The organism is Variovorax sp. RKNM96 (assembly GCF_017161115.1).
GTDB lineage: Bacteria > Pseudomonadota > Gammaproteobacteria > Burkholderiales > Burkholderiaceae_C > Variovorax.
Genome location: NZ_CP046508.1, coordinates 5,328,871 through 5,352,324 on the forward strand (window position 1 = coordinate 5,328,871; position 23,454 = coordinate 5,352,324).

Genomic DNA, 23,454 nt, shown 5'->3' on the forward strand with positions numbered 1-23,454 from the left:
GCCGCGCTCAATCCACGCGGATATTGCGCGCCTTCACCAACGCACTCACCCGCCCCGTCTCGTCCTGCACGAACTTCGCGAACGCCTCTGGCGTCGTGCCCGCAGGCTCCAGTCCGAACTGCAGCAGCTTCTGCTTCACGGTGGGATCGTTGACCGCCGCCTGTACCGCCTTGCCCAACCGCTGCACGACATCCGCCGGCGTGCCCTTAGGCAGAAACACGCCGTTCCACTCGACCACGTTGTAGCCCGGCAGGCCCGACTCGGCGAGCGTCGGCGTCTCGGGCAATCCGTTCACGCGCCTGCTGGAGCTCACCGCCAGCGCGCGCAGCTTGCCCGACTTGACATAGCCCAGCGTCGAGGCCACGTTGCCGAAATACGCCGACACCTGCTCGCCCATCACGTCGGTCAGCGCGGGCGCGCCGCCCTTGTAGGGCACGTGCATCAGGTTGACCTTGGCCTGCTCGTTCAGCGCCTCGCCCGCCAGGTGCGAGCCGGTGCCGCCGCCGGCCGAGGCGAAGCTCAGCTTGCCGGGGTTCTTGCGCGCGAAGTCGAGGAACTCGGCCACCGTCTTGTACGGCGCGGTGGCGGGCACGACCAAGATCTGCGGCGCGGTGGCCACGAGCGAGACGGGAATGAAATCCTTCGCCGCGTCGAACGGCAACTTGCGCAGCGACGGGTTCACCGAGAACGCCGAGGCGTCGTAGAGCACGGTGTAGCCGTCGGCAGGTGCCTTGGCCACGTTGTCCTCGCCGATCACGCCGCCCGCACCGGGCTTGTTGTCGATGACGATCTGCTGGCCGAGCGCAGCGCTCATCTGCTGCGCGACGACGCGCGCGGTGTTGTCCGCGCCGCCGCCCGCGGCATAGGGCACGACCATGCGGATGGGCTTGTCGGGCCACGCGGCCCAGCCGAGCAACGGGGCGCACGCGGCCAGCGCGGCAATCGATTTCAGGAGGCGTCTCTTCGTCATTCGGATGTCTCGGTCTTTGTCGTTTCTGGAAAGTCGTAGAGGAGCGCCGGGTTCTCGACGAGCACGCGATGGCGCGTGGCCTCGTCGGGCACCCATTGGCTCAGCAGGTCGAACAGCGCCGCGTCGTCGGGCTTGGCAATGGGCTCGGTCGGGTGCGGCCAGTCGCTGCCCCACACCACGCGCTCGGGGGCCTGGCGGACCCAGGCCTGCGCGATGGCCGTCGTGTCGGCGTAACCACCCGCCGCGCCGGTCTTCGAGTCGAGGTAGGGGCCGGAGAGCTTGACCCACGTATGGCCGTTGTCGCGCAACCGGCTCACCACGTCGAACGCGGGATGCGAAAGCGCATCGGGCAGCGGCGGGCGCGCGAGATGGTCGAAGACGATCGTGCACGGCAGGCGCGCGAGCAGGTCCGCGTGCGCCACGATCTGATCGGCGCTCCAGTGCAGCTGCACATGCCAGCCGAGCGCATGCACACGCTGCGCGAGCGGCTCGACCATCGAGAAATCGGTCGCCGCATTGGCCGGTGTGTAGAGCGTGAAGCGGATGCCGCGAATGCCGCCTGCGTGCAGTCGCTCCAGTTCGGCGTCGCTCACGTCGGGGTGGAGCACCGCGACACCGCGCGTCTGTGTGGGGCCGAGCGCGTGGATGGCGTCCAGCGTCACGCTGTTGTCGGTGCCGTGCACGCGCGGCTGCACGACGACCGTGCGCTGCGTGCCGATGCGTTGTTGCAGCAGGCGGTAGTCGTCGACGGTGGCTTTGTCGACCATGGCGTCCGGCGAGCCGTGCAGCGCGAAACGGCGGTCGTAGATGTGCATGTGCGAATCGCACGCGCCCACCGGCGCCACGCTGGCAGGTGGGCGCGTGCCACTGCTGTTGGGATAGACGACGTCCATGCGCGTATCAGTCTGCCGCGTTCGCGGTCTTCATCAGCACCTCGTCGGTGTGCTGCCCCAGCGTTGGCGCGGCGAAGGGCTCGGGGCCGGGCGTGCGTCCGAACTTCACCGCTCTCGTGAATCCGCGATACGACCCGAGCGTGGGATGCGCGAAGTTCGCCACCATGTCCTCGGCCAACACCTGTTCGTTGTCGAACATGTCCTCGACTGTGCGGGCGGCCGCGCAAGGGACCTCCTCGCCGAACAGTTCTTCCCATTCGAGCGCGGTGCGCGAAGCCAGCGCCTCGCGCAGGCGCGGAACGATCTCCGCAAAGTGCTGCGCACGCTTGCGCACCGAGTCGTAGCGCTCGTCGGCCGCGAGCTCAGGCAGGCCCACCTTGGCACACAGCGCCTGCCAGAAGTGCGGCGTGTTGGCCGAGATGTAGAGGTGGCCCTCGCGCGTCGGATGCAGGCCGGTGATGCCGCCCGAGCGCATGTCGCGCCCCACGTCCTTCGGCTCGCCCTCGGCCCACACCATGCGCGCCGATTGCATCGTGAGCGCGGAGCGCAGCAGCGACACGCCGACGAACTGCCCTTCCCCGCTCTTCTCGCGCTCGTACAACGCCGAGGCCACGCCGGCCGCCACCAATGCGGCCGCGTAGTAGTCGACCACCGAGCCGTAGATGATCTCGGGCGGCTCGCCGCGCTTGCCCTGCAGCGCGCACATGCCGGTCATGCTCTGCAGCACCTGGTCGTAGCCCGCCTTCTCGCGCAGCGGGCCGGTCTCGCCATAGCCCGTGAGGCTGCAATAGATGAGGCGCGGATTGATCGCCTTCAGCTGGTCGTACGCGATGCCCAGCCGCGGCGGCACGCTGGGCCGGAAGTTGTGCACCAGCACGTCGGCGGTGCGCACCAGCGCCATCAGCGCGGCAAGGTCCTCTGCATTCTTCAGGTCGAGCACCACGCCGAGCTTGCTGCGGTTCACGCCGATGAAGGCGCGGCTCTCGGCTTCGAGCGTCGAGGGGTACTTGCGCAGGTTGTCGCCCGCGGGTGGTTCGATCTTGATGACCTCGGCGCCCTGGTCGGCCAGCAGCGAGCAGCCGTACGGCCCCGCGATGTAGGCGCTCAGGTCGAGCACGCGCAGGCCGCTCAACGGTCCCGCGGGGCCGCTGCGCGCGGGCAGGCGTGTGTCGTCTTTGTCGGCGTCGAAGCTCATGGATCCTTCTTTCCTCAATCGTCAGTCGGCGGTGATGTTCTGCTGCTTGGCCAGCTTCTTCCAGCGCTCGACGTCCTCGGCAATGACCGTGCCGAACTGCGCGGGCGTGAGCGGCGTGGCAATGGCGCCTTCGCGCAGGAAGTTGGCGGTGATCTCGGGCTTGGCGAGGATCTTGTTGACCGCGCCGTTGAGCTTGGCCACCACATCGGGCGGCGTGCCTACGGGTGCCAGCAGGCCCCACCAGAGTTCGAATTCATAGCCGGGCACGGCCGTGGAAATCGGCGTGAGATCGGGCGCGATCGGGCTCGGCTTCAAGCTCGTGATGCCGACCGCGCGCAGCTTGCCGGCGCGCACCATCGGCAGCAGCGACGGCCCACTCGAAATCAGCAGCTGCGTCTGGTTGCCGATCAGGTCGGTCACGGCCGGGCCCATGCCCTTGTAGGGGATGTGCGCGATCTGCAGGTCGCCTACCTTGGCCTTGAGCAGCTCGGTGCCGAACTGGTTGACGCTGCCGGAGCCGGACGACGCGTAGTTGTACTGCCCCGGCTTCGCCTTGATGGCGGCGATGAGTTCGGCCGGCGTCTTGGCGGGAAAGTCGTTGTTCACCGCGACGATGAACGGGCCCTTGGCGAACATGGCTACGGGCGCGAGGCCCTTGACCGGATCGAATGGCAGCTTGGACTGCACCGCCGCGTTGGTCGTCATGCTCGACGACACGGCAACGAGCGTATAGCCGTCGGGAGCGGCCTTCGCGACCTGTCCGGTGCCGGTGTTGCCGCTCGCGCCGGGGCGGTTGTCGATGATCACTGGTTGTTTGAGTTCTTCGCCCAGTTCCTTGGCCACCTGCCGTGCGAAGGTGTCGTTCGAGCCGCCTGCCGGATAGGGCACGACGATGGTGATGGCCTTGGTCGGGTACGCGGCCTGCGCGAACGCGCTGCCGCTCAGCAGGCATCCGCCGGCGACGGCGGCCACTGCGAGCGCGCGCAGGCGAAATGACGGGGAAATCTTCATCTGTCTTGTCTCCTGATTTTTTTAAAGAAAGCGGAAAGCTCAGCCTGGCAGCAGGCCCAGGCTGCGCGCGCTCGCGACGATGGCGCGTGCGCGGATCACGAAAGGGATATCGATCATTTTTCCGTCGACCACGTAGGCGCCCACGCCCTTGGCATCGGCGTGGCGGGCGGCCTCGACCACCTTGCAGGCGTGGGCGATTTCTTCGTCGGTGGGCCGAAACACCTCGTTGGCGATCGCGATCTGGCTCGGGTGGATGCAGGTCTTGCCGAGAAAGCCGAGATTGCGCGACAGCATGGCCTCGGCGCGAAACCCATCGGCATCGCGGATGTCCGCGAACGCGCCGTCGTAGGCATAGACGCCCGCCTCGCCCGCGGCGATGCGCATCGCGAACATCGCCTGCTGGATGGCGGCCGGCTCGCGACGCGCGATGCCCAGCGGCTCGAACAGGTCGCCGAGCCCCAGCTGGAGGCCCGCCACGCGCGGATGGGCCAATGCAAGCTGCGCTGCGGTGCGCAAGGCCGAAGGCGCCTCGATGTTCAGCAGCAGGCCGATGGGCGTGCGCACGCCGTTGGCCTGCTCGGCACGCTCGATGGCCTCGACCGCCGCGCGCACATGCGCCGCACTCTCGGGCTTCGGAATGTTGATGAGGTGAACGCCGGGCTGGGCAACCGCCGCGATGTCGGCCGCGAAATGCGGCGTGTCCATCGCATTGACGCGCACGATCACGGTCTTGCCCGATGCGGCCGGCTCGCCGCCCTGCAGCAATTGCCGCACGGCATCGCGCGCCTCGCCCTTGCGCGGCTCCGACACCGCATCTTCCAGGTCGAAACACACGCCATCGGCCGCGCCGCCCAACGCCTTGTCGAACAACTCGGGACGCGTTCCGGGAACGAACAGTTTGCTTCTCATGCGCCGCAGTGTGCGCAGCGCCTGAGCAAAGAAAAACACATGCTCCCTATGATCAGATCATAGAAAATCTATCTTTCATGGAAACAGCCTACCTGCAAAGCTTTCTTCTGGTGGTGGAGTCGGGCTCGATGTCGGAGGCCGCGCGCCGGCTTGACCTGACCCCCGCTGCCGTGGCCCAGCAAATACGCACGCTGGAGCGCGAGCTCAACGCGCCGCTGCTCGCACGCGCGGGCCGCACGGTGCAGCCGACCGAGGCGGGGCACCTGCTGGTGCAGCGTGCGCGCAACCTGCTGCGCGAGGTGGGCGACATCAAGACGCTGCTGAACAGCGACGCGGCCGGCGGCGAGCTGCTCGTCGGCACCATCAACACGGCCATCCACAGCCTGCTGCCGGACATCCTCGCGCGCTTCGTGAAGACGCATCCCGGCGTGAAGGTGTTCCTGCAATCCGGCACGACGGCCACGCTCCACAAGGCGGTGCAGCAGGGCGAGCTCGATGCGGCCGTGTGCCTCTACCCGCCCTATGTGCTCGCCAAGACCTTCGACTGGTCGCTGCTGCGCGAGGAGCCGCTGGTGCTGCTCGCGCCCAGCCGGCTCGCCAGGCGCGATCCGCACGAGCTGCTGCGCACCTCGCCGCTCATCCGCTACGACCGGGCGCTGGGCGGCGGCAAGCAGGCCGACCGGTACCTCCGCGCCGCGGGCATCGTGCCGCAGGAGCGCTTCGAGCTCAGCTCGCTGCTGGCGATCGCGATGATGGTCGACCGCGGACTGGGCGTTTCGCTGGTGCCCGACATCGCATCGCCGCTGCTCGAAGGCCAGCGCGTGGCGAAGATCCCGCTGCCGCTGCCTTCGGAGCCGCGGCGTTTCGGCGTGCTGTGGCTGCGGGCGTCGCCCCGACAGCGGTTGATCCGGGGCTTCGTCGACAGCGCAGCATGCGTGATCGAGACGAAAGGCACGCCGACCTGAAGACACCCTGCGCCCTACGCCCGATCAGGTGAATGGCTACTTGCGCTTCTTTCCCGGAACGCCTAACTTGCGGGCCTGCACCAGTTCCTTGGTTGCGATGCACTATGCAGGTCAATGAATCCATCAGGTTCCAGAAAATTCCGCATCGGTCTGAACACACGCATGAGCCTCGGCGTTGCTGCAGTGGTGCTGGCAGCCACGTTTGCCGTTGCCACGATCGCGCTGCAATTCGTCAAGACCAGCATGCGGGAGTCGATTGCCCAGGAGGAGTTCGCGCGCATTACGGCCCTGGCGGATGCGGTTGACCAGAAATTCGTCAGCCGGCGCACGCTGCTGAAGACTTTCGGCGACAGCGCGGAGGCGCTCAGGCTGCCGGATGCGGCGCCGCTGCAGGCTTTTCTGGAACGGCACGTGTCGCTGCACGAGGCGTTCGACAACGTGGCCTTCATCGACATGGATGGCAACCTGGTAGCCAACCTCAACAACGCCAGCCAGGTCCGCAAGGTGAACGTCAAGGATCGCGCGTATTTCCGGGACACGGTGGCCTCCAAGGCGGGCGTGATCTCGGAGCCCTACCGCAACCGGTTGAACGGCCTGGCGCAAGTTGCCATCACCGAGCCGGTGCTAGACAGCGCCGGGCGCGTGCAGTTCGTGATCTCGGGTTCCATCAACCTGAAGGAGCGCAACATCCTGGGCGAGCTTGCGAGTGTCAGGTTCGGCGATACGGGGTACCTGTTCATCACCACGACGAACGGCGTCATCGTGGACCATCCCCGCGAAGAGCGCGTGCTCGAAGCGGCGAGCCCGGACACGGCGCGCAACCCCGAGATAGAGCGCGCCATCGCGGGCTTCGAGGGCGCGACCGAAGGCGTCAATCGGGCCGGCGTGCACGGCCTCTATGCGTTCAGGCGCCTGCGACAGGCGGACTGGATCATGGGCGCCATGTATCCGCGCGACGAGGCGTTTGCGCACGTCGATGCCATCGAGCGCGCCGCCTGGGCCGGGGCCTTCGTGCTCGCGCTGCTGGCGGGTGCGATCGCGCTGGGCGTCGTGCGGCAGCAGCTCAAGCCACTTACCGCGCTGCACCGGCACATGCTGGATGCGCAAGCCGCACCGGCCGAGGTGGCGGCACTGCGCACCTACACCAACGATGAAATCGGCGACCTCTCGCGCACCTTCGACCGGCTGATGCGGCAACGGCAGGCGGACGAGAAGTTCCTGCGCGACATCACCGACAACCTCCCGGCCATGGTGTCGCATGCCGACGCGCAGGGCCGCTACACGTTCGTGAACGCCCGCCTGTGCGAGAAGCTGGGCCAGAGCGCCGCGCAGCTCATCGGGCAGCCGGTGCAAAGCATGCGCAGCCCCGGTGACGACGCGGCCCTCGAAGCGGGGCTGCAGCGCGTGGCGGCGGGTGAATCGGTCAGCCTGGAGCGCCGCGACACGTCGGGGCCCGGCGCGGAAGAGCGCTTTTTCCAGACCGACCTGATTCCCGACCTCGACAACGCCGGGCAGTACCGCGGCTACTACGCCATGACCTTCGACGTGACGGAGCGCAAGCGCATCGAGGTCAGCCTGGCGCACAGCGAGGCGAAGGTCCGCATCATTGCGGACAACATTCCTGCGCTGGTGTCGCATGTCGATGCATCGCTCAACTACACCTTCGTGAACGCCCATATCCGGGCGCTGCACCAGAACGATTCGATGGTCGGCCAGTCGATGCCCGAGGCGCGCGGCGCGGCGGATTTCGCCATCGTCGAGCCCTACATCCGGCGGGCGCTGGCCGGCGAGACCGTGGTCATCGAGAAAAAAGGCGATCCTGCGCGCGGCATCGGCGAGCGCACCTACAAGGCCCACTACATTCCCGACCAGGACGCCAGCGGCGCGGTGCAGGGCGTGTTCGCGATGACCTTCGACATCACCGATGAAGTGAACGTGCGCAAGGCCCTGACCGAGCAGGAGAAGCGGCTGCGCGACGTGACCGACAGCATTCCCGCGCTGGTCGGCTATTTCGACACCGGGGAAAACTGCCTCTACGCCAACAGCCGCGCACGGCAGATGGCAGGCCATGGCGACCTTCCGCTGGACGGCGTCACGCTGCGCTCGGCCCTGGGCGCATCGATGTACGCACAGCACGCGCCCTACATCCCGGTGGTGCTCGCGGGCAAGCAGGTTCGCTTTCCGCTTCATGCGCCGCTGCACGGCAAGGACGGGTACTTCCAGGCGCACCTGGTACCCGACAAGGACCTGGGCGGCCGCGTCCTGGGCTTCTACCTCATGACCTTCAACATCACCGCGCTCAAGGAGGCGGAGCTGCAGCGCGCCGACAGCGAGAACCGCCTGCGCACCATCACCGACAACCTGCCTGCGCTCATCACCTACATCGACCGCGAGGAGAACGTGACCTTCGCCAATGCCACCCATCGCGAGTGGCTCGGGCTCGAACCCTCCCAACTGCTGGGCCGCCCGCTTCACGACGTGGTGGGCGCCGGCGTGTACCGCAAGCGCAAGGCCATGATCGACCGGGCACTCGCCGGCGAGCGCGTGGAGTTCGAGGACCAGACCGGAACCGGCGGCGCGGACCGCGTCACACGCGTCAGCCTGGTGCCCGACATCGGCGCGGACGGATCCACCCACGGCATCTTCTCGCTGTGCCTGGACATCACGGCCCTGAAAGCGGTGGAGAGCCAACTGATCGAGCTGGCCCGGCTCGACACGCTCACGGGCCTGCCGAACCGGCTCGCCTTCAACGAACTCCTGCCCGCGGCGCTCCTGCGTGCGCAGCGCACCGGAAACGCGATGGCCCTGATGTTCCTGGACATCGACGCGTTCAAGACCATCAACGACACACTGGGCCACGCAGGCGGCGACAGCGTTCTGGCCGAATACGCCAATCGCCTGCGGTCCAGCGTGCGCGCCACCGACACCGTGGCGCGGCTGGCGGGAGACGAGTTCGTCGTCGTGCTGGAAAACCTGCCTGCGCGGGAGGCGGCGGCAGCGGTTGCACAGAAGATCCTTGCGCAGATTCGCACGCCCGCGTTTCGCCTCGACGGCCAGCTGCTGCAGGTCACGACGAGCCTCGGCATCGCGTTCCGCCAGGGCGGCGACGCGCCGGTCACGGCCGAGGAATTGCTGGCACATGCGGACAGCGCGCTGTACGCGGCCAAGTCAGCGGGAAGGAACAGGTTCGAATTTTCCGATTGATCCTTTGCCTTTGAACCGCGGCCGCAGCACCGCTCGACGCCAATGCGCGTCATGCACGCGGGCGCAGAGAAACCAGAACAGGAGACCCCTTCCATGCCATCCGCCGAAGTCACCACACCGGAACAACTGCTGGCCGAACTCGATGCCCAGACCCGCACGCCGATTGCGCAGATCGGCCAGGCGCTGATGGCACTGGGCATGATCACCGCAGCGCAGTTGCGCGGCGGGCTGGCGCAGCAGCAACTCGCCCCCAAGGTGCCGCTGGGCGAGACGCTGGTGCGCATGGGCATGATCAACCGCGCCCAGCTGCAGACGGCGCTGGTGCACAAGATGGGCTATCCGCTGGTCAACCTGCACCTGTTCGCGCCGTCCGCCGAGGCCCTGCGCAAGATCGGCCACAGCGCGGCACGGCGCCTGCAGGTGATGCCGCTGATGCTGCACGAGGGCCGCCTGGTCCTCGCGCTGGACGATCCCTCGAACCGGCGTTCGGCCATCGACGAGGTGGAATTCATTGCCCAGGCGAAGGTCATTCCGGTGGTCGGGAAATGCCTCGACCTGGACGGCGTGCTGCACAAGGCCTACGAGAAGCTTGGGGATCCCGCGACGGTGCGCCCGGCCAGCTTCGACCCGATGCGGCCGCTGGAGTTCGACATGGCCGGCACCAGCGAACTGCTCGAGACGCTCGAGAAAGAAGGCCGCTCGATCGCCAGCACCGAGGCGCCGATCGAGCAATCGGACAACTCGCTGGTGCGCATGATCAACAGCATGATCCTGGAGGCACACAGCGAGGGCGCATCGGACATCCATGTCGAAAGCTCGCCCGGCGACGAGAAGACCCGCATCCGGTTTCGCCGCGACGGCCGCCTCTATACGTACCTGGAGCTTCCGTCCAGCTATCGCAACGCCGTGGTGGCGCGCATCAAGATCATGTGCGACCTGGACATCAGCGAGAAGCGCAAGCCGCAGGACGGCAAGATCAATTTCGGCAAGTACTCGCCGCAGCACCGCATCGAGCTGCGCGTGGCCACCATCCCGACCAACAACGGCCTGGAAGACGTGGTCATGCGCATCCTTGCGTCGGCCAGGCCCATCGCGATGAACGCGCTGGGCCTCTCGCCGCGCAATCTCGCCCAGTTCACGCAGGCGGTCGAGCGCCCCTACGGCATGGTGCTGTGCGTCGGCCCCACGGGTTCGGGCAAGACCACGACGCTGCACTCGGCGCTGATGCACATCAACACGCCGGAGCGAAAGATCTGGACCGCGGAAGACCCGATCGAGATCACGCAGGCGGGCCTGCGGCAGGTGCAGGTCAATCCGCGGATCGACTGGACCTTTGCCAAGGCCCTGCGGGCCTTCGTGCGCGCCGACCCCGACGTGATCATGGTGGGCGAGATCCGCGACGAGGAAACCGCCAGGACGGCCATCGAGGCTTCATTGACCGGCCACCTGGTGCTTTCGACGCTGCACACCAACAGCGCCCCCGAGACCGTGACGCGGCTGCTCGACATGGGCATGGACCCCTTCAATTTCGCCGACTCCCTGCTGGCAGTGCTGGCTCAGCGGCTGGTGCGCCGCCTCTGCACCCAGTGCACCACCAGCAGCCCCGCGAGCCCCGAAAAGGTCGAGGAACTGCTGGCCGACTACATGCATGCATTCGGCGCGGAGGCCACGCCCGCCGAACGCGAGGCGGTGCACCGCGACTGGATCGCACGCCATGGGCACGACGGTCGTCTGCACACCTTCACCAGCACCGGATGCCCGCATTGCGGCGACACCGGCTTCAAGGGCCGCGTCGGCATCCACGAGCTCATGGTGGTGTCCAGGACGCTTCGCCGCCTGGTGCAGAACGGGGCGCGTGCCGAGGAACTGCAGGAGGCCGCGCTGCGCGAAGGCATGCGCACGCTGCGTCAGGACGGTATCGAGAAGGTGCTGGCCGGGCAGACGACCATCGAGGAAGTGCGCGCGACCAGCAACCTGTGAGCAGGCCCTAGGCGGTGCCCCATGCCACCGCCGGCAATGCGGCAATGGCGGGCCTTGCGAAGAAGTAGCCCTGGAACAGGTCCACGCCGAGCGCATGAAGGGCGCCGACCTCTTCCGGTATCTCGACGCCTTCGGCGATCACCCGGATGTGCAGCTCGTCGCAGGTGGCGACGAAGCCTCTCACGATGGCCAGCCGGACCGGGTCGGCATGGATGTTCCGCACCAGGCTCATGTCGATCTTCAAGACGTCTGGCTGGAACGCGGCGAGCATCCCGAAACCGGCATAAGCGGCGCCGAAATCATCGATGGCCGAGGTGAAGCCGTGGCGCCTGAAGTCCTGGAAGACGGCCGCGAGTCCGGGCAGGTCGATCGTCCGCTCGCCCTCGGTGACCTCGAACATGAGGCGGTTCACCGGAAAATTGCAATGCTGTGCGGCGGCCATGGCGGTGCGAAAGCACTCGGGCCGACCGGCCACATCGTTGGGCAGCACGTTGAGGCTGAGCCTGGATGCCATGCCCAGCCCCGCCGCCATTTCAATGGCCTTCACGCGGCAGGCTTCGTGAAACGCGAAGCGCTGCGACGCATCGATGCCGGCGAGCACTTCCGTGGCGCCTTGTCCCGAGAGGCCGCGCACCAGCGCTTCGTGCGCAAAGATCTCGCGCCGCGCGACATCCACGATCGGCTGGAACGCCATGGTGAACGCCGAGCCGAAGCCGGGGAAGCTGGCATCGGCGAGGTTTTGGGCTGTCGCGGACATGGGACTCGCGGTTCGGAGGGAAGGCGTTCTGGCGGGAGTGCGGGGCGACCACTGTAAGCGTTTTTTTACTCTCGGCGGCCGCGCTTGCGTATCGGGTCGCAGCAGCATCGTGCCGCAGGGGGGCTTCGAGCTCGTCAACAGCGGAAATCGTGGCCGCGGGCAAGCGCACCGGCAGGCCATAGACACCAAAGTTTGCGTGACCTATGGCACTGGTGAACATGGGTGCTCCCGCGCCATAGTTCGGCGCGCCCGGAGGCGAATCCAAACCTCCGGGCTTCTTTTTTAGAACAAAGAGGGAAGCTCATGAACACAAGATTTCTATTGGCGGCCGTGGCCGCCGCGACGCTGGCCGCCTGCGGTGGAGGTGGTGATGGCGGTGGTGGCGGATTTCCGGCCGTGCCGCTGGTCCCGCCGCCCGCTCCGGCCCCGGCCCCAGCGCCAGCACCGGCCCCCGCGCCGGCACCCAACCCCGACAACACCTCCTCTGCAGCCTGCTTCAACGAAGCCGACCTGCACGAGGGCACCACGTCGGTGGTGGAACTGGACATCACTTCCAACGGCGAAACGCTCAAGCAGCGCGTGACCACGGTCACCCGCGCCCGCGAGTCCTTCGCCGACGCGACCCCGGTGCGGCTGCTGCGCACCAGCTTCAACTACTTCAACAACTCGGAAGCGACGGACCGGCAGTACATCGACTTCGTGGACGGAAAGATCCTGCGATACGGCTCCCGCAACGGTGGTGAAGATGCCGATCCCGGACTCGGTACCAACACCAACGTGCCGACATTCGCCATGCCCGTCATGTCGCCGGGCCAGACGCTGGACATCAACTATGTCGTCAAGACCGTGAGCGCCGGGGGCAATTCCGAGCAGCCCATCTCGGGGACCGACACCTACGTCGGTCGCGAAACGCTCGACACGCCCATGGGCGCCATCAGCGCCTGCAAGTTCTCGGGGGTCAGTCGCTTCCGGCAGGTGGACGGATCGGATCTCGTGCAAAACCAGGACAACTGGATCGCTGCCGACGGCCCCTACCGCGGCCAGATGCTCAAGCTCGTGACGCGCGTCGGCGAGACCGTTGGCACGGTTGCCGCCACGAAGATCACCTACACGCCGAAGTAAGGCACGGCGTTGCAGTCTGCCCCTGGGCTCAGGGGCAGACCAGTTCCGTCTTCGACACCGCGCACAACCTGGTCACCTCGGCCTTCGACAGGAACTCTGTGGTCAGGCTGTTGAGCATCAACACGGACGGATAAAGGCGCGCGTCCTGCGGGTTCGCGCGATACGCCTTCTGCAACAGTTGCTGGCCCGCCTTGTTGCAGTTCTTGCGCTGCATGCGGTTGATTTCCTTGTCGCGCGCGGAGCCGTCGCCGTTGAACTCGCCCGCGAAGTGAAAGCACATCTCGGTGTCGGAGACGGCCTTCTGAAGGGCTTTCTCGTCCTTCGAGAACTTCACGGGCTCGGCGGCGAACGACGACGAGGCCGACAGCAACAGCAACGCGGCGCCCGCAACGGTGAACATCAGCTTCATGGTGCGAATCCTTCCTTGAATGAAAAAAGGGCCGCCCTGGGCGACCCTCTCTGTGTGCATCGCCGCAGCGATTACTTCTTGTCGCCGCCCGGCACCTTGCCTTCGACGCCCTTCACGTAGAAGTTGATGCCCGTCAGGAACTTGTCGTCGGCCACCGCGTCCTTGGCGACCACTTCCTTGCCGTCCTGGCCGAGGATCGGGCCCTTCCAGATCACGAAGCTGCCGTCCTTCAGGCCCTTCTTCACTTCCTCGACCTTGGCCTTGGTTTCGGCCGGCACGTCCTCGGCGATCGAGACGAGGTCGATGGCGCCTTCCTTCACGCCCCACCAGGCCTGGCCGGTCGCCCACTTACCGTCGAGCGCGTCCTGCGTGGCCTTGATGTAGTACGGCGCCCAGTTGATGGTGGCCGAGCCGAGGTGGGCCTTGGGGCCGTAGGCGGTCATGTCCGAATCCCAGCCGAAGGCGCGCTTGCCCTTCTCTTGTGCAGTCTTGAGCACGGCGGGCGAATCGGTGTTCTGGAACAGGATGTCGGCGCCGCCGTTGATGAGCGCGGTGGCCGCTTCGGTTTCCTTGGGCGGGCTGAACCATTCGTTGACCCACACGACCTTGGTGGTGATCTTCGGGTTGACCGACTGCGCGCCCAGCGTGAAGCTGTTGATGTTGCGCAGCACTTCGGGAATCGGCACCGAGCCGACGACGCCGAGCGTGTTGCTCTTGGTCATGGCACCGGCGATCACGCCGGCCATGTACGCGCCTTCGTACGTGCGGCTGTCGTAGGTGCGCATGTTGTCGGCCGTCTTGTAGCCGGTGGCGTGCTCGAACTTCACGTCCTTGCTGTCGGTGGCGACCTTGAGCATGGGCTCCATGTAGCCGAAGGTGGTGCCGAAGATCAGCTTGTTGCCCTGGCCGACCATGTCGCGGAACACGCGCTCGGCGTCGGCGCCTTCGGGCACGCTTTCCACGAAGGTGGTCTTGATCTTGTCGCCGAATTCCTTCTCGAGCGCCTTGCGGCCGTTGTCGTGCGCGAAGGTCCAGCCGCCGTCGCCCACCGGGCCGATGTATGCGAATGCGATGTTGAGCGGCGCGGCCGGAGCCGGCGCGGCTGCAGCAGGTGCCGGGGCCGGCGCGGGGGCCGCGGCCGGTGCTGCCGCTTCTTCTTTCTTGCCGCAGCCGATCAGGGCTGCCGAAGCGACCGCCGTGAGGGCAGCCAGCTTGAGCAGGGAGCGCTTGTTCAGATCATTCATTGTCGGAAATCCTCAAAAAGGACGGGTTGGCGGGAAAACGAAAAACGCGATTATGAGCCGGGGTAGAACGGTTTCCCTATGGAAGCCGGCATGTTGATACGGATGAACGCCGGGTTGCGCGAGATCAGCGCCAGCACCACGATGGGCGCGATGTACTGCAGCATGCTGAGGAACTGGCTCGGCACGTCCACCCCGCTGCTCTGCAGGTGGAAGCCCAGCATCGAGACGCCGCCGAACAGGTAGGCGCCCAGCAGCACGCGAATCGGCCGCCAGGTGGCGAAGGTGGTGAGCGCCAGCGCGATCCAGCCGCGGCCCGCGACCATGCCTTCGACCCACAGGGGCGTGTAGACGGTCGAGAGGTAGGCGCCGGCCAGCCCGCAGAGCGCACCGCCCGCAATCACCGCCATGAAGCGGATGCGCCGCACCGGGTAGCCGAGCGCATGCGCCGACTCTGGCGATTCGCCAACCGAGCGCAGCACGAGGCCGGCGCGCGTGCGGTACAAAAACCAGATGAGCCCGACGGTCAGCACCACCGCGAAATACACCATCGGGTGATGGCGAAAGAGCGCGGGGCCGACGAGCGGAATGTCAGCCAGCACGGGGATCGCATACGGCACGCTCTCGGGCAGCTTGGCCTGCACGAAGTTGATGCCGGCGAAGGCCGAGAAGCCCACGCCGAAGAGGCTGAGCGCGAGCCCCGTCGCGTACTGGTTGGTGTTGAGCCAGATCACCAGCACGCCGAAGAACGCCGCGAGCAAGGCGCCCGCGGCCATGCCGGCGAGGAAGCCGAGCCAGGGGTTGTGCGTAACGACCACCGTCGCGAAGCCCGCGATGGCGGCGCAGAGCATCATGCCCTCGGCACCGAGGTTGACGATGCCGGCCTTCTCGTTGATCAGCAGGCCCAGTGCCGCGATCGCGAGCACGGTGCCGGCGCTCAACGTCGAGCCGAGCAGGAGTGCGTAGCTGTCCATGTCAGAGGGCTCCTTCGGTCGGACGCGCAACCGGCGCGGTCAGCGGCGTGCTGACTTGCAGCGAACTCGTCGTGAGAATGGCCTTGGCCGCCGCCTTGCGGCGGATGCGATAGGCGATGAGTGTGTCGCAAGCCAGCAGCGTGAACAGCAGCAGCCCCTGGAACACACCGGTCAGTGACTTGGGCAGCCCGAGGCGCGACTGCGCCAGTTCGCCACCGATGTAGAACATGCTCATGAGGATGGCCGAAAACACCATGCCCACCGGATGCAGCCGCCCGACGAAGGCCACGATGATGGCCGCGAAGCCGTAGCCGGCCGGCACGTAAGGCGTGAGCTGGCCGAGCGGCCCGGCGACTTCGAGCGCACCGGCCAGGCCTGCCGCGCCGCCCGAGGTGAGCAGCGCGATCCACACCGCGCGCCGTGCCGAGAAGCCCGCATAGCGCGCAGCGGCCGGAGCGAGGCCGCCGACCTGCTGCGCGAAGCCCGCGCGCGTGCGGAACAGGAACACCCACAGCGCGCCCACGCCCACCAGCGCGATGATCAGCCCGATGCTCACGCGCGAGCCCTTGAAGAGCCGCGGAATCTGCGTGACCGCCTCGAAGGTCTTGGACTGCGGGAAGTTGTAGCCGTTCGGGTCCTTCCAAGGGCCGAAGACCATGTAGCTCAGGAGCAGCGTGGCCACGTACACCAGCATCAGGCTCACGAGGATTTCGTTGGCGTTGAACTTGTCGCGAAGGAACGCCACGATGCCCGCCCACACCATGCCGCCGAGCGTGCCCGCGACGAGGATGGCGACGACGATCCACGAACCCGTGTTCTTGTCGGCCAAGAGCGCCACGCCGCCCGCGACGATGGCGCCGAACACGAACTGACCCTCGGCGCCGATGTTCCACACGTTGGAGCGGAAGCACACCGCAAGACCCAGCGCGATGATGAGCAGCGGCGTCGCCTTGATCATCAGCTCGCCGAGCGCGTAGCCGTTCTTGATGGGTTCGTAGAAGAACACCATCAGGCCCTTGACCGGGTCCTTGCCGAGGGCAGCGAAGAGCGCCACGCCGATCAGCACCGTGATGAGCAGCGCCAGGATCGGCGAGGCAAAGGTCCAGAAGCGCGAGAGTTCCGGCCGGGGTTCGAGCTTAAGCATGGGCCGCCTCCTTGCTGGTCTGGCTGGTCGCGCCTTGCCAGAGCCCACTCATCCATTCGCCGATCTGCGGCAGCGTGGCCGCGGCGCGGTCGATGGAGGGCGAGAGCCGGCCCTTCGCGATCACATGCAGGCGGTCGCTGATGTCGAACAGCTCGTCGAGCTCCTCGCTCACCACCAGCACCGCGCAGCCGGCATCGCGCAGCGCGAGGATCTCGCCGCGGATGAGCGCGGCCGCGCCCACGTCCACGCCCCAGGTGGGCTGAGAGACGATGAAGAGCTTGGGGTCGGCATCGATCTCGCGGCCGACGATGAATTTCTGCAGGTTGCCGCCCGAGAGCGAACGCGCCGCCGCATTCGGGCCGCCGGCCTTGACGTTGAAGCGCTCGATGATGCTTTTGGCGTGTTTCTCGAGCGCCGAGGTGCGGATCCATCCGCCCTTGCCCACCGCATTGCTGCGCGTGAGCAGCAGGTTGTGCGCGAGTCCCAGCGTGGGCACCGCGCCGCGGCCGAGGCGCTCCTCGGGCACGAAGTGCAGGCCCAGGGCGCGGCGTGCGCGTGGCCTGAGCCGGCCGGCGGGCTTGTCGAACACCTGGACCATCGAGGCGTCGGCGCGCACGTCCTCGCCCGAGAGCGTGTAGAGCAGTTCCTTCTGGCCATTGCCCGAGACGCCCGCAATGCCGACCACTTCGCCCGCGCGCACCTCGAACGAGATGCCGTCGAGGTCGACGCCGAACTGGTCTTCGCGCGCCAGCGTGAGCCCCTTCACGCGCAGCGCCACCGCGCCCGCGTGCACCGGCCGGTGCTGCAACGGCGGCGGCTCGCTGCCGATCATCAGCCGCGAGAGCGATTCATTGCTCTCGTTCTGCGGATTGCACACGCCCGTGACCTTGCCGCCGCGCAGCACCGTGCAGGCGGTGCACAGCTCGCGGATCTCGTGCAGCTTGTGGCTGATGTAGAGGATGCTGCAGCCTTCCGACGCCAGCTTGTTGAGCACCGTGAAGAGCTTGATGACCGCCTGCGGCGTGAGCACCGAGGTCGGCTCGTCCAGGATCAGGAGCTTGGGGTTGGTGAGCAGCGCGCGGATGATTTCCACCCGCTGCATCTCGCCCACCGAGAGCGTGTGCACCGGGCGCGAGGGGTCGATGTCCAGGCCGTATTCGCTGGCCTTGGCGGTGATGCTTCGGGCCACCTCGGCGAGCTGCAGCGATTTGTCGAGGCCCAGCCACACGTTCTCGGCCACGGTGAGCGTGTCGAACAGGCTGAAGTGCTGGAACACCATGCTGATGCCCAGCGCCCTCGCCTGCTGCGGGTTGCGCAGGTTGACGGCCTGGCCGTCGAAGGTGACGGTGCCTTCGTCGGGCTTGACCGAGCCGTAGATGATCTTCATCAGCGTCGATTTGCCCGCGCCGTTCTCGCCGAGAACGGCATGGATCTCGCCGGGGGCAACGGCCAGCGAGATGTCGCTGTTGGCCACCACCGCGGGATACCGCTTGGTGATGTGCGCGAGCTGGAGTCTGGGGGTTGTCATGCCGGGTTTCGTGGGTTTGTCTCGTTCAACAGCAACAAAGCGGAAGCAGCTATAAGTTTAATAGCGGCTTCCGCAACCATCGGCGCCCGACGGCGCTCTACTCAGCTTCTTAGTGTCCGCCGATGTAGGCGAACTTGAACAGGAAGATCGCCGCGATCACCCACACCATCGCATGCACTTCCCGTGCCCGGCCGGTGCAGAGCTTCAGCACCGCGTAGGTGATGAAGCCGAAGGCCAGGCCGTTGGCGATCGAGTAGGTGAAGGGCATGGCCAGCGCGGTCACGGCAGCAGGGATGACCTCGGTGGTGTCTTCCCAGTCCAGCTCGACCAGGTCGCGCAGCATCAGGCAGCCCACGAAGAGCAGCGCCGGCGCGGTGGCGTAGGCCGGCACCGAGCCCGCGAGCGGCGAGATCATGAGGCAGGCCAGGAACAGCAGCGCCACCACCACGGCCGTGAGGCCGGTGCGGCCGCCGGCTTGCACGCCTGCCGCGCTTTCCACGTACGCCGTGGTGCTCGAGGTGCCGAGCAGCGAGCCCGCGAAGATCGCGCCGCTGTCGGCCAGCAGTGCCTTGTTCATGCGCTCCATCTTGCCGGGCACCAACAGGCCCGCGCGCTTGGCCACGCCCATCAGCGTGCCGGTGGCGTCGAACATCTCGACCAGGAAGAACACCAGCACCACGTTCAGGATGCCGCCCTTGAGCGCGCCCAGGATGTCCAGCTGCATGAAGGTGGGCGCGATCGACGGCGGCGCATCGAACACGCCGTGGAACTTGTTGCCGCCGAAGAAGAACGACAGCACCGTCACCAGCATGATCCCGATCAGGATCGCCCCGCGCACCTTGAGCCGGTCGAGCGTCACGATGACCAGGAAGCCCAGCGTGGCCAGCACCACCGGCGGCGAGTGCAGGTCGCCCAGCGTGACGAAGGTGGCGGGCGATGCGGCGACGACGCCTGCGCTCTTCAAGGCGATGAGCGCGAGGAACATGCCGATGCCCACGGTGATCGCCGTTCGCAACGACTGCGGTATGCCCGCGATGAACAGCTCCCGCAACCCGGTGACCGTGACGATGAGGAACAGGCACCCCGAGATGAACACCGCGCCCAGCGCCACTTGCCATGTGTAGCCCATGCCCAGCACCACCACGTAGGCGAAGTAGGCGTTCAGGCCCATGCCCGGCGCCATCGCGATCGGGTAGTTGGCGTACAGGCCCATGATCAGCGTGCCCAGCGCCGCGATCAGGCAGGTGGCCACGAAGACCGCGCCCTTGGGCATGCCCGCATCCCCGAGGATCGAGGGGTTCACGAAGATGATGTAGGCCATCGTGAGGAAGGTGGTGAGCCCTGCGATGACCTCGGTGCGCACCGTCGTGTTGTGCGCACTGAGCTTGAACACCCGTTCAAGCAGACCCGAGCCGCTTGCGCTGCCCACAGCCGCACGCGGACGCGCGGACTCGACATGCCCCGGGATGCGGGGCTCAGCGCCTTTGGGCGCCTCTTCAAACGTACTCATTTCGCTTGTCTCCAGCTGTTGTAGTGGCGGTTTCATCGTTGCCCCGCTCACGACGCCGGCGCGAACGGGGGTTTCTCAGGGGTCCGGTTTTTCAGGCGCGGCGGGCAGGCGCGTTGCGGTTCCGGGTATGGCGGAAGACGCAGGCCGCAGCGACGACGCCACGTCCTTGATGCATTCGCGCAGCCAGCGCGCCGAGCTCGACGAATGGGTGCGTTCGTGCCAGAGCTGGTAGTACATGAGGCGCGGCAGCGCCACCGGGCATTCGAGGATCTTCACCGGCAGCCGCGCGGCGAAGCGCTCGCAGTACTGGCGGCCGGTGGTGAGCACCAAAAGGCTCGACGCGACCATGTCGGGAATCAGGCTGAAGTGCGCGCAGCGCGCGGTGATGTTGCGCTGCCGCCCCAGCTCGTCGAGCATCTGGTCGATGATGCCGCGCCCGCCCGGGTGCATGGGCGTGGGCGCGATGTGCTCGGCCGCGAGCCAGGTCTCCAGGTCCCAGCCGCGGCGCACCGCTGGATGGTCCTGGTTGACCAGCGACACCACCTCGTCGCCGAAGAGCCGCGCCATGTGCAGGTCTTCCGGCGGCTTGAGCCAATTGCCGATCACCAGGTCGACCTGGCCAAGCGCCAGGTGCCCGTGGTAGTCCGAGTCGGGCGAGAGCGCATGGATCTCGATCTGGCAGAGCGGCGCCTCGCGCTTCACATGCGCCACCAGCATCGGCAGGAACAGCGGGTCCATGTAGTCGCTCGCTGCAATGCGGAAGGTGGTGGCGGCCGACTGCGGCTCGAAGCCGCGCGCATCGGAGAACAGCATCTCGGCCGCACGCAGGATGCTGGCCGCGGGCTCGATCATCCGCAGCCCCGCATCGGTGGGCACCATGCCCGAGCCCGAGCGCACCAGCAGCGGATCGCCCGACAACTCGCGCAGGCGCTTGAGCGCAGCCGAGACGGCCGGCTGGTACATCCCGAGGCGTATGGCGGCGCGCGAGACGCTGCGGTCGGTCAGCACGGTGTGAAGCACCCGGATCAGATGGAGATCGATCTTGTCGAAAAGCGCTTGGTCTCTCATGGCTGTTCACACCTTTCTTGTCTGTGCGAACAGTTATACAGCGCAGCATTGGGCGAAACCGGGTGAAGGAGTGAAGCTCGGACCGTGCGAGCACGGCCCGTGTTCATTCGGCCGATGCGGATTCCACCGCCTGCACGGCGGTGATGGCACGAAGGATCGATTCGCTCGTGGCCGGCGCCTTCAGCGGCGGATCGGCCCGGTGGCCGCCGGCCGCCGACACCGCATCGCGGATCGCGAAGAACACCGAGAACGGCAGCAACAGCGGCGGCTCGCCCACGGCCTTGCTGCGGTGGATCGAATCCTCGAAGTTCTGGCCTTCGAACAGGCGCACGTTGAAGACGGGCGGACAGTCGTTGGCGGTCGGAATCTTGTAGGTGCTCGGCGCGTGCGTGGTGAGCTTGCCGCTCGCTGGGTGCCACACCAGTTCCTCGGTGGTGAGCCAGCCCATGCCCTGGATGAAGGCGCCTTCGACCTGGCCGATGTCCACCGCCGGGTTCAGCGACTTGCCCGCGTCGTGCAGGATGTCGGCGCGCAGGAGCTTCCATTCGCCGGTGAGCGTGTCGACGACCACCTCGCTCACCGCCGCGCCATAGGCGTAGTAGAAGAACGGGCGGCCCTGCATCTTGTCCTTGTCCCAGCTCAGGCCCGGGGTGGCGTAGAAGCCGTCGGACCACAGCTGCTTCCGGTCGAGGTAGGCCTCGCCGACGACCGTGCTGAAGGCCAGCGAACGGCCGTTGACCTCGACCTTGTCGTTGGCAAAGCGCACGTCGCTCGCCTTGCCGCCGTGGCGTTCGGCGGCGCTCTCGGCCAGCCGTTCGCGAATCTGGCGTGCCGCATCCTGCGCGGCCTTGCCGTTCAGGTCGGCGCCGGTCGATGCGGCGGTGGCCGAGGTGTTCGCCACCTTGGTCGTGTCGGTCGCGGTAACGCGCACGCGCTCGAAGCTCACGCCCAGCTCGTGCGCCACCACCTGCGCCACCTTGGTGTTGAGGCCTTGCCCCATCTCGGTTCCGCCGTGGTTCACGAGGATCGAGCCGTCGGTGTACACATGCACCAGCGCGCCGGCCTGGTTGAAGTGCTTCACGTTGAACGAAATGCCGAACTTGAGCGGTGCCAGCGCCAGGCCGCGCTTGAGCACCGTGCTCTTCCTGTTGAAGGCCGCGATCTCCTCGCGCCGCGCGCGGTAGTCGCTGCTGGCCTCCAGCTCGGCCACGAGTTCGTGGACGATGTTGTCGGTCACGGTCTGGCGGTACGGCGTGACGTTGTTCTCCGCCTTGCCGTAGAAGTTGACGCGCCGCACGTCGAGCGGATCGCGCTTCAATTCGCGCGCCACCGAATCCATGATGTTCTCGATGGCAATGGCGCCCTGCGGACCGCCGAAGCCGCGGAACGCGGTGTTGCTCTGCGTGTTGGTCTTGCCCGAGAAGCCGTGCATCGCCACGTTGGGGAGCCAGTAGGCGTTGTCGAAGTGGCAGAGCGCGCGCGTCATCACCGGGCCCGACAGGTCGGCCGAGTGGCCGGCGCGCGAGACCATGGTGATCTCCGCACCGAGGATGCGGCCTTCGTCGTCGAAGCCCACCTCGTACTCGTACCAGAAGCAGTGGCGCCGGCCGGTGACCATGAAGTCGTCGTCGCGATCCAGCCGCAACTTCACCGGGCGCTGCAACTGGCGCGCCGCGATGGCCGCCACGCAGGCGAACAACGCCGATTGCGATTCCTTGCCGCCGAAGCCACCGCCCATGCGCCGGCATTCGACATGCACTTCGTTCGATTGCAGGTGGAGCGCATGCGCCACCAGGTGCTGCATTTCGCTCGGGTGCTGCGTCGAGCAATGGATGTGCAGCGCGCCGCCTTCCTTCGGAATCGCGTAGCTGATCTGGCCTTCGAGGTAGAACTGCTCCTGCCCGCCCACGTCGAGCGTGGACTTGTGGCGGTGCGGCGCCTTGGCGATGGCGGCGCGCACGGCAGCCTCATCGCCCTCGTTGGCGCTGCCGCCGCTGCGCACGATGTGCATCGGCGGCACCACGTACTGGCCGCGCGCATGCGCGTCCTGCGGCGTGATGACGGGCGGTTGCGCCTCGATGGTCAGCGCGTCTTTCGCCTTGGCAGCGGCGCGGCGCGCGGCCTCGCGCGTCTCGGCGATCACCGCGAACACGGGCTGGCCGAGGTAGCGGATCTCTCCGCCGTCGTTCACCGGCAGCAGGATCGGGTCGTCGTGAATGATCGAGCCGCAGTCGTTGGTGCCGGGAATGTCGTCGGCCGTGAGCACGGTGACCACGCCGGGCATCGCGCGGATTGCGTCGAGCGACAGCGCCGTGACGCGGCCGTTCGCGGCGGGCGAGAGCCCCAGCGCGCAATGCAGCGTGCCGGTGAGTTCGGGAATGTCGTCGATGTAGGTCGCTTCACCGGCCACATGCAGGTGCGCGGATTCGTGCGGCCGGCTGATGCCGACGCGCGCGCCGAGATCGTGCGCCACCGCTTCGGCCGCGGGGTCGATGCGCGCGGCGGTGTTCTTCAGGTAGTCGGCAAAGGCCTCGGCGGGCTGCAGCAGGCGGGCGTCGATGGGCTTGTTCATGG

The 23,454-nt window shown here is 67.0% G+C and carries 18 protein-coding genes; 4 read left to right on the plus strand and 14 right to left on the minus strand.

Annotation, left to right across the window (positions count from 1 at the left end):
• Positions 1-7: 7 nt before the first annotated feature.
• The 5 genes from GNX71_RS24695 to GNX71_RS24715 are packed head-to-tail and all read right to left on the minus strand — an operon-like array spanning position 8 to position 4,978.
• Complete coding sequence (locus GNX71_RS24695; RefSeq protein ID WP_206174862.1) at positions 8-970, minus strand: tripartite tricarboxylate transporter substrate binding protein; 963 nt, start codon at positions 968-970, stop codon at positions 8-10.
• Positions 967-1,863: an amidohydrolase family protein gene (locus GNX71_RS24700; RefSeq protein ID WP_206174863.1), complete on the minus strand. Its 897-nt coding sequence runs from the start codon at positions 1,861-1,863 to the stop codon at positions 967-969. Before GNX71_RS24700 ends, GNX71_RS24695 begins: the two co-directional genes overlap by 4 nt.
• Positions 1,864-1,870: 7 nt before the next feature.
• A complete protein-coding gene (locus GNX71_RS24705; protein WP_206174864.1) occupies positions 1,871-3,058 on the minus strand; it encodes a CoA transferase in 1,188 nt (395 codons plus the stop codon).
• A gap of 21 nt (positions 3,059-3,079) precedes the next feature.
• Positions 3,080-4,069 (minus strand): tripartite tricarboxylate transporter substrate binding protein, encoded by a 990-nt coding sequence (locus GNX71_RS24710; RefSeq protein WP_206174865.1) that lies wholly within the window; start codon positions 4,067-4,069, stop codon positions 3,080-3,082.
• Positions 4,070-4,108: 39 nt separating this feature from the next.
• The gene (locus GNX71_RS24715; protein WP_206174866.1) at positions 4,109-4,978 is read right to left on the minus strand and encodes a CoA ester lyase; all 870 of its coding nucleotides are present in this window, start codon (positions 4,976-4,978) and stop codon (positions 4,109-4,111) included.
• A gap of 77 nt (positions 4,979-5,055) precedes the next feature.
• On the opposite strand from GNX71_RS24715, the gene GNX71_RS24720 reads away from it, so the two are divergent.
• From GNX71_RS24720 to GNX71_RS24730, 3 genes are all read left to right on the plus strand, one after another.
• On the plus strand, positions 5,056-5,943 hold the full coding sequence (locus GNX71_RS24720; RefSeq protein ID WP_206174867.1) for a LysR family transcriptional regulator: 888 nt from the start codon (positions 5,056-5,058) through the stop codon (positions 5,941-5,943).
• 162 nt (positions 5,944-6,105) lie between these two features.
• The gene (locus GNX71_RS24725; protein ID WP_206174868.1) at positions 6,106-9,147 is read left to right on the plus strand and encodes a PAS domain-containing protein; all 3,042 of its coding nucleotides are present in this window, start codon (positions 6,106-6,108) and stop codon (positions 9,145-9,147) included.
• Positions 9,148-9,240: 93 nt separating this feature from the next.
• The gene (locus tag GNX71_RS24730) at positions 9,241-11,127 is read left to right on the plus strand and encodes an ATPase, T2SS/T4P/T4SS family (RefSeq protein ID WP_206174869.1); all 1,887 of its coding nucleotides are present in this window, start codon (positions 9,241-9,243) and stop codon (positions 11,125-11,127) included.
• A 7-nt stretch (positions 11,128-11,134) separates the two neighbouring features.
• Here the strand turns inward: GNX71_RS24730 and GNX71_RS24735 are convergent, their stop codons facing one another.
• Positions 11,135-11,884, minus strand: coding sequence for an EAL domain-containing protein (locus GNX71_RS24735; protein ID WP_206174870.1), 750 nt, complete (start codon positions 11,882-11,884; stop codon positions 11,135-11,137).
• Positions 11,885-12,187: 303 nt separating this feature from the next.
• Between GNX71_RS24735 and GNX71_RS24740 the strand changes: the two genes are divergently transcribed.
• Positions 12,188-13,006: a hypothetical protein gene (locus tag GNX71_RS24740; RefSeq protein WP_206174871.1), complete on the plus strand. Its 819-nt coding sequence runs from the start codon at positions 12,188-12,190 to the stop codon at positions 13,004-13,006.
• 28 nt (positions 13,007-13,034) lie between these two features.
• Here GNX71_RS24740 and GNX71_RS24745 read toward each other — a convergent pair whose 3' ends face one another.
• The 8 genes from GNX71_RS24745 to xdhB all read right to left on the minus strand — a co-directional run bounded on the left by GNX71_RS24745 (position 13,035) and on the right by xdhB (position 23,452).
• Complete coding sequence (locus GNX71_RS24745; protein WP_206174872.1) at positions 13,035-13,415, minus strand: hypothetical protein; 381 nt, start codon at positions 13,413-13,415, stop codon at positions 13,035-13,037.
• A gap of 71 nt (positions 13,416-13,486) precedes the next feature.
• Positions 13,487-14,659 (minus strand): BMP family ABC transporter substrate-binding protein, encoded by a 1,173-nt coding sequence (locus GNX71_RS24750; protein ID WP_042582280.1) that lies wholly within the window; start codon positions 14,657-14,659, stop codon positions 13,487-13,489.
• Between the two features lie 50 nt (positions 14,660-14,709).
• Positions 14,710-15,630 (minus strand): ABC transporter permease, encoded by a 921-nt coding sequence (locus GNX71_RS24755; protein WP_206174873.1) that lies wholly within the window; start codon positions 15,628-15,630, stop codon positions 14,710-14,712.
• Position 15,631: 1 nt separating this feature from the next.
• A complete protein-coding gene (locus tag GNX71_RS24760; RefSeq protein WP_206174874.1) occupies positions 15,632-16,774 on the minus strand; it encodes an ABC transporter permease in 1,143 nt (380 codons plus the stop codon).
• Complete coding sequence (locus GNX71_RS24765) at positions 16,767-18,302, minus strand: ABC transporter ATP-binding protein (RefSeq protein WP_206174875.1); 1,536 nt, start codon at positions 18,300-18,302, stop codon at positions 16,767-16,769. The genes GNX71_RS24760 and GNX71_RS24765 overlap by 8 nt, the downstream gene beginning before the upstream one ends.
• A 109-nt stretch (positions 18,303-18,411) precedes the next feature.
• Positions 18,412-19,812, minus strand: a complete 1,401-nt coding sequence (locus GNX71_RS24770; RefSeq protein WP_241027047.1) for an NCS2 family permease — start codon at positions 19,810-19,812, stop codon at positions 18,412-18,414.
• Between the two features lie 75 nt (positions 19,813-19,887).
• Positions 19,888-20,880, minus strand: a complete 993-nt coding sequence (locus GNX71_RS24775; protein WP_206174876.1) for a LysR family transcriptional regulator — start codon at positions 20,878-20,880, stop codon at positions 19,888-19,890.
• A 103-nt stretch (positions 20,881-20,983) separates the two neighbouring features.
• Positions 20,984-23,452 (minus strand): xanthine dehydrogenase molybdopterin binding subunit, encoded by a 2,469-nt coding sequence (xdhB, locus tag GNX71_RS24780; RefSeq protein ID WP_206174877.1) that lies wholly within the window; start codon positions 23,450-23,452, stop codon positions 20,984-20,986.
• Between the last annotated feature and the right edge of the window lie 2 nt (positions 23,453-23,454).

Bases quoted from the DNA above. Each gene is read 5' to 3' on its own strand.
- GNX71_RS24760 (WP_206174874.1), bottom strand. From the start codon at position 16,774: ATGCTTAAGCTCGAACCCCGGCCGGAACTCTCGCGCTTCTGGACCTTT.
- xdhB (WP_206174877.1), bottom strand. From the start codon at position 23,452: ATGAACAAGCCCATCGACGCCCGCCTGCTGCAGCCCGCCGAGGCCTTT.
- GNX71_RS24730 (WP_206174869.1), top strand. From the start codon at position 9,241: ATGCCATCCGCCGAAGTCACCACACCGGAACAACTGCTGGCCGAACTC.
- GNX71_RS24715 (WP_206174866.1), bottom strand. From the start codon at position 4,978: ATGAGAAGCAAACTGTTCGTTCCCGGAACGCGTCCCGAGTTGTTCGAC.
- GNX71_RS24745 (WP_206174872.1), bottom strand. From the start codon at position 13,415: ATGAAGCTGATGTTCACCGTTGCGGGCGCCGCGTTGCTGTTGCTGTCG.
- GNX71_RS24765 (WP_206174875.1), bottom strand. From the start codon at position 18,302: ATGACAACCCCCAGACTCCAGCTCGCGCACATCACCAAGCGGTATCCC.
- GNX71_RS24740 (WP_206174871.1), top strand. From the start codon at position 12,188: ATGAACACAAGATTTCTATTGGCGGCCGTGGCCGCCGCGACGCTGGCC.
- GNX71_RS24770 (WP_241027047.1), bottom strand. From the start codon at position 19,812: ATGAGTACGTTTGAAGAGGCGCCCAAAGGCGCTGAGCCCCGCATCCCG.
- GNX71_RS24720 (WP_206174867.1), top strand. From the start codon at position 5,056: ATGGAAACAGCCTACCTGCAAAGCTTTCTTCTGGTGGTGGAGTCGGGC.
- GNX71_RS24725 (WP_206174868.1), top strand. From the start codon at position 6,106: ATGAGCCTCGGCGTTGCTGCAGTGGTGCTGGCAGCCACGTTTGCCGTT.
- GNX71_RS24700 (WP_206174863.1), bottom strand. From the start codon at position 1,863: ATGGACGTCGTCTATCCCAACAGCAGTGGCACGCGCCCACCTGCCAGC.
- GNX71_RS24695 (WP_206174862.1), bottom strand. From the start codon at position 970: ATGACGAAGAGACGCCTCCTGAAATCGATTGCCGCGCTGGCCGCGTGC.
- GNX71_RS24755 (WP_206174873.1), bottom strand. From the start codon at position 15,630: ATGGACAGCTACGCACTCCTGCTCGGCTCGACGTTGAGCGCCGGCACC.
- GNX71_RS24750 (WP_042582280.1), bottom strand. From the start codon at position 14,659: ATGAATGATCTGAACAAGCGCTCCCTGCTCAAGCTGGCTGCCCTCACG.
- GNX71_RS24735 (WP_206174870.1), bottom strand. From the start codon at position 11,884: ATGTCCGCGACAGCCCAAAACCTCGCCGATGCCAGCTTCCCCGGCTTC.
- GNX71_RS24775 (WP_206174876.1), bottom strand. From the start codon at position 20,880: ATGAGAGACCAAGCGCTTTTCGACAAGATCGATCTCCATCTGATCCGG.
- GNX71_RS24710 (WP_206174865.1), bottom strand. From the start codon at position 4,069: ATGAAGATTTCCCCGTCATTTCGCCTGCGCGCGCTCGCAGTGGCCGCC.
- GNX71_RS24705 (WP_206174864.1), bottom strand. From the start codon at position 3,058: ATGAGCTTCGACGCCGACAAAGACGACACACGCCTGCCCGCGCGCAGC.